Source organism: Prauserella salsuginis (genome assembly GCF_024648885.1).
Lineage (GTDB): Bacteria > Actinomycetota > Actinomycetes > Mycobacteriales > Pseudonocardiaceae > Prauserella > Prauserella salsuginis.
The window spans coordinates 1-3,529 of the sequence record NZ_JANBBF010000005.1; the positions used below are offsets into that span (position 1 = coordinate 1).

Consider the following 3,529-nt stretch of genomic DNA (forward strand, 5'->3'; position numbering starts at 1 on the left):
CCGCCCATCGGGCCGACCGGCGCCGGACCCATACCGGGAGCGCCCGGGCCGCCTGTCGTCGGCACTCGCGGCGTCATCGGGTTGTTGCCCTGCGGACCCGTGCCCGGCAACTGGCCCGCACCGGTCGAGGGGCCGCGGCCCGCGATCGGTGTCGGGGTGGGTGTCACACCGGAGCTGTTGCCCGACGGCGAGTTGTAGCTACCACCACCGGTCGGACCGCCACCGGTGACCGGCCCGCCCGGCTGACCACCGCTGTAGCCGGAGGTGCTGGTGGTGTCACCACCTGAAATGTCGACCACGCCCGAGCCCTTGAACCCGGTGCCATCGCCGCCGCCAGCTCCACCGAACTCCGGAGGAGGGGAAAACGCCGGCTGCTTGGAGGCCGAATCGTAGAGGTTCTGGTCGTAGGTGCTCATGACCTGCGCAGCCTCTTGGTGGGCCGCGTCGGCCTTCTCGCGCGTCTCCATCGCCTTGTTGAACGCGCCGATCGGGTCCATCGGGTTGTCCTTGACCGCGGAGCCGAAGTCCTTCATCAGCCCGTTTGTCTCGACCGGCTCGGGCATCGTGTTCTTCGCGTTCTCGGACGCGTTGGACTGTGCGTAGACGGCTTCGGACGCCAGCTGCGCCTGCTGGGAGTTGGTGTTCGACCAGCTGCCGAGGCTGCGGACGTATCCGCGGGCGGCTTCGGCTGATTCGCCTTCCCAGTGGTGCTGCGACTGTTGGACCGCTTCGTTGAACTTGCCGTCGAAGTCTTGGAACAAGGTGACCAGCTGTGACCATGCATCCGACAGCTGGGTGGTCTGCCCGGAGTCGAGGTCCTGGTGTACGTACTGGTACATCGTCTGGTGATCGACACCGGGGTAGTTCTGGTCCGAGCCGTTGAGACCTTCCAAGACCTCCGCGTCTTGGGAGAGCTCCTTGATCTGCTGGTCGTTCATGCCCGAGGCGCGCGCTTCGGCGACAAGCTGCCCCATGGGCATACCGAACGGGGCGTTTCCGTACTGGGCCTGAGCCTGCGCCTGGTACATCGCCTCGCGCTGCTGCGGCGACAGGTTCGCACCATCGCTGCCGGTCCCGGTGCCTACCGGGCCGGTGGTGTTGCCCTCGCTGTTGCCGGGCTGCGACATAGCTACTTCCCCCACCTCGTCATCAGGTCGCCACGAGACACGTACGTTAGGTAACGGTACTGGGACGCCCAGACCATGTCAGCGGTTCCCACGAAATCACACAACCTGTGTGGCCTGCTCCCGTTCCGGCCAACGTGGGCTACGGCCGCTGGTTCTGCTGCTCGGCAACGTTGGCGAGGCTCGTGAGCTGTTGTTGCAGGTCAGCCAGCCAGGATCCCGGACCGGGGTCCGGGTCGTCGCCGCCCCTACGACGTTGGCCGATCTTGTGAGCCAGCTCGGCCAGGTCGCGGGACAGGCTAACCTCGCCAGGGCGGTCGCGCACGTGGGGATGGTCGCCGAACCCCGCCGCGACGAGTCCCATCGCCCGCAGTGCTCGCAGCGCGTCACCCACAGTCGGCAGGGTGCAGTTGTACTCGGCGCACAGCTCCTGCTGGGTGGGCATGCACCCGCCGGGCGGCCACTCGGCGGCCTCGATCCGGGCGCGCAGTGCTTCGGCGATCCGACCCGCGAGGCTGTCCTGGTGCGGCCACGCTGACGCGCCGGGCCGGTCGCGACAACGCTGGTCCGACGTGTCGTCCTCGTCTTCGCCCGGTGGTGTGGACAGGGAGAAGTCGACGCGCGCGCCAAGCGCGGCGGCGTAGCGCAACAGCGTGGACAGCCGCAGATCGCCTGACCGCTCCCGGACATACACGCCGTGCGGTACGCAGTCGAGTCCTTCGGAGACTTGCGCCTGTGTGCGGCCCTGCGCCGTGCGGATCGCTACCAGCGCCCTTTGCACCTGTGATAGCTGCGTCGAGTCGTCCGGCAGTGTCGAGACCTCCGGTGATACCTGCCCGTCCGGTGCGGTGACAGTGACGTGGACGCGCACTCCGATTGCGTCGGCGTAGCGCACGACCTTCGAGAACATCGGGTCCTGGATGTCCTGCTCGAAACGGTCCGCTGCACTGTGCGTGGCAAACCCCATCAGCTTGGCTGTCGTCAACCGTGACAGGCCGCGCTCCTTGCGCATTTCCACCAAGGCATCTATCAACTCGGCGATCTGCGTGGTGTGCAGGTCCTCGTCGGCTCCCATGGGCGTGCGCGCGACCTCCATGCCGAATGTTGTACAGGTTAGCGACGACGGGTACCCAGCCGCACGCCAGCAGCGATAACCCCCACGACGAGCGCCAGGGTCACTAACAGGCTGACGACAGCGCCAATCGACTCCTCGCCTTGGAAGAGGGCGCCCACGACTACGGCCAGGACTACACCGCCCACCACGACCAGGTACAGGCCGTTGCCGAGGATGCTCAGTAGCGCTTCGCGCTTCTCGACGCGCGTGGCCTTGGTCGGCTCGTCTGTGTTCAACATCGTCGCTGTAGTCCTCTCGGCTGCTGATTCTCGCAGGTTGGCTACTTGCTGCCGGTGAAGGTGACGGTCGTCGAGCCGTCCATCGAGGAAATGGTGACCTTGCGAGCGGCGCCAGGTTCACCAGTGAAGCCGTAGGTGGCGGTTGCGGTGGTCCCGGGCGCGAGCTCGCCGGTCTCCATGGCGTCGCCGACTTCCTGAGCGTGGTCGAACACGTCCTTGTTCTTGTTGTCGTTGCTGTAGCCGTCGACGTTGAGCAGGGCAATGTTGAACGGCTGATCGGTGGTGTTCTCGAACGTCACCGCGATCTTCCACGCGGGCTCATTGCCCGCCGGCTGGGCGTATTGGCTGGTCGTGAACTCTTCCGGCGGGGCGATGGTGGTCTTGACCGGCCCGTCGTAGGTGTCACCGAATGCGAACTCGTCGGGCTGCTTTTCGGCGGCGTTCTCGGCGGTAGATGCCTGGTCCTGAGCCTGGTCGGCGGGCTTGTCAGCGGTCTCGGCGCAAGCGGTCGTTGTGATGCCGATCGTGAGTAGCAGGGCGGCGATGGCGGTCTTCTTCACAGGTAGTCCAGTTCCTTTCGGAGGCAGTCCGCTGGCTTGTCGTTGACCGCCCGTGGCGAGTTAGCGGACGAGACCCACCCGTTACGGGCGATATGTCGGAAAGTGACCCGCAGTGCGGCGATCACTGGACCACCCGCACACGCGCGCCGTCGGTGATCACGTCGGTGAAGATCGCCGGGTCGGCGGCACCGGCGAGCACGACCGCACCGAACGCGACCATGGCCGGGGTAGCAGATCAGGCGGGCGACGATCCAACTCGGCGGAGCGGACGAGGCGCGAGTGCGGGCGACGGTAGGAACGGGCGAGACTGTCGAACATGGCGAGTGCACTCCGATGTCGAGGGGCAAGGAGTGCGCCGTGCAAAGAAGATCGTTTAGCGAACCCATAACTTTGGGTGCAACGCTCGTGGCCGACCAGCATTCATGCAGGTCGAGCACACCGCTCGGGCCAACATGTCTTACAAGCAGGGGGTCGCTGGTTCGAACCCAGCTG

General features: G+C 66.1%; 4 protein-coding genes. All 4 read right to left on the reverse strand.

Features of this window, described 5'->3' with window-relative positions:
* The coding region (locus LY40_RS01450; RefSeq protein ID WP_258935696.1) for a PPE domain-containing protein at positions 1 to 1,127 on the reverse strand (1,127 nt) is incomplete at its 3' end.
* A 139-nt stretch (positions 1,128 to 1,266) separates the two neighbouring features.
* A complete protein-coding gene (locus LY40_RS01455; protein WP_258935697.1) occupies positions 1,267 to 2,220 on the reverse strand; it encodes a transcriptional regulator in 954 nt (317 codons plus the stop codon).
* Positions 2,221 to 2,237: 17 nt separating this feature from the next.
* Complete coding sequence (locus LY40_RS01460) at positions 2,238 to 2,477, reverse strand: hypothetical protein (protein WP_183787554.1); 240 nt, start codon at positions 2,475 to 2,477, stop codon at positions 2,238 to 2,240.
* A gap of 41 nt (positions 2,478 to 2,518) precedes the next feature.
* A complete protein-coding gene (locus LY40_RS01465) occupies positions 2,519 to 3,037 on the reverse strand; it encodes a hypothetical protein (protein ID WP_183787553.1) in 519 nt (172 codons plus the stop codon).
* Between the last annotated feature and the right edge of the window lie 492 nt (positions 3,038 to 3,529).